This is a genomic window from Streptomyces silaceus (assembly GCF_001419745.1).
Taxonomy (GTDB): Bacteria; Actinomycetota; Actinomycetes; order Streptomycetales; family Streptomycetaceae; genus Streptomyces; species Streptomyces silaceus.
On the sequence record NZ_LIRJ01000400.1, the window covers coordinates 1 to 1,617 of the forward strand.

The 1,617-nt window shown below is 75.9% G+C and carries 2 protein-coding genes; both read right to left on the reverse strand.

Annotated elements, in window-relative coordinates:
• On the reverse strand, positions 1-536 hold a 536-nt coding region (locus AOK22_RS41615), incomplete at its 3' end, for an SWIM zinc finger family protein (protein ID WP_208606473.1).
• Positions 533-1,617 (reverse strand): vWA domain-containing protein (locus AOK22_RS31360; RefSeq protein ID WP_157872331.1); only part of this gene is annotated, 1,085 nt, incomplete at its 5' end. The genes AOK22_RS41615 and AOK22_RS31360, both read right to left, overlap by 4 nt.

Genomic DNA, 1,617 nt, shown 5'->3' on the forward strand with positions numbered 1-1,617 from the left:
GTGAGGGGGAGGGGCGCCGGTGTTGATCCGGAGGTGGAGGGGGGCGTCTCCTCATCCGGGGCGTGAGATTGCGGCGCTTGCTCATCCGGGGCGGGAGAGGGCGACGCCTCTTGCCCGGTGGTGGACGGTTCGGTCCCGGCGGCGGATGGGGTGGCCTGTGTCCCGTCGTCCACGGGGGCAGCCTCCGTTTCGTCCGCTGCCTCCGCGGGTGCCGCCTCCGTCTCCTCCGCCAGCGGCGCTCGCAGCAGCACCGCCGCCCGGTGCAGGCACGCCGGTGCGAGCAGACACGTGCACGTCGCGTCGTCCGGCCTCGTGACGACGCCCCGCGTGGCGCCCAGGGTCACCGCCGTCTCGTCGTCGACACGGACCACCGCGCGGACCACGACGCCGTCGTCGTCCCGCGTGACGTCGACCGGCCAGGCCTCGGCCTTGGCCACCGCCCCGTCGACGCGTTTGCGCAGCCGGGCCGGCAGCGGATCGAGTGCGGTGGCCGCCACGTCGGCGGCCACCGGGGGCAGCGCGGGCGCAGTCGTCATCGGGTCGTCCCTCCCATGCGTTCGCCGACCCAACGGGCCAGCTCCAGCGGGCTGAGGGCCGCCACCGGCATACCCGCGGCCACCAGCCGCCCCGCCACACCGGCCGAGTAGCGCGGCCGTCCTTCGTCGTCGAGTGAGGCGCACCCCAGTACGTGACAGCCCGAGTCGACCAGCGCCCGCACCTCGGACAGCAGTGGTCCGACGCCGCCGCCCTCCTCGAAGTCGCTGACCAGCACCACCAGCGTGCGCGACGGCACGGTCACCAGGGACCGGGCGTGCCGCAGCCCGCGCGCGATGCTGGTGCCGCCGCCGACCCGCACCTCCAGGAGCAGGCCGAGCGGGTCGTCCACCTGGTCGGTGAGGTCGAGGACCTCCGTGGAGAAGGCCACGAAGTGCGTACTGAGCGCGGGCACCCCGGCGAGCACGGACGCGGTCAGCGCCGACCAGATCGTCGACGCCTCCATCGACCCCGACACGTCGACGACCAGCACGAGCCGCCAGTCCGCCGACGTGCGCGACCGCGTACGGAACACGGGCCGCTCCGGCAGCACCGTGACCGCCCCCGTCACCGGATCCCGGCGCGCCGTCGACAGGTTGGCGCGCAGCGTACGGGCGAGGTCCAGCGGACCGCCGGGCCGTGAGGTGGGCCGGGGGTGCGCGAGGCCGGTCACCGCCGGACGCATCCGGTCGGCCAGCGCCTCGGTCAGCTCCTTCACCAGCCGCGCCACCAGCGGGCGCAGCCGGGCGAGCTGGCTCTCGGGCATGCCGCCCGCGTACGACAGGACGGTGCGCAGCAGCTCCACGGAGGGCCGCGCCGTCGCCGGGTCCAGTTCCATGGCCGCGTCGATCCGCCCCGCGTCGGCCGCCGCCGCGAGCACCTCTTCGCGTACGCCGGGGCCGAACAGCGCGGCCAGCTCCTCCGACCAGCCGCGCACATCGGGGTACGGGGCCTCCGTACCGCCACCGCTGCCGCTGCCGCCGCGCGCGCCGGACTCGCCGCGGGAACCCTCCCCGCGTCCGCTCCCGTACAACTCGTCGAGTGCGACGGCGAGCCGCCCCGCCTGCCCGTCCAGCCCCCGCC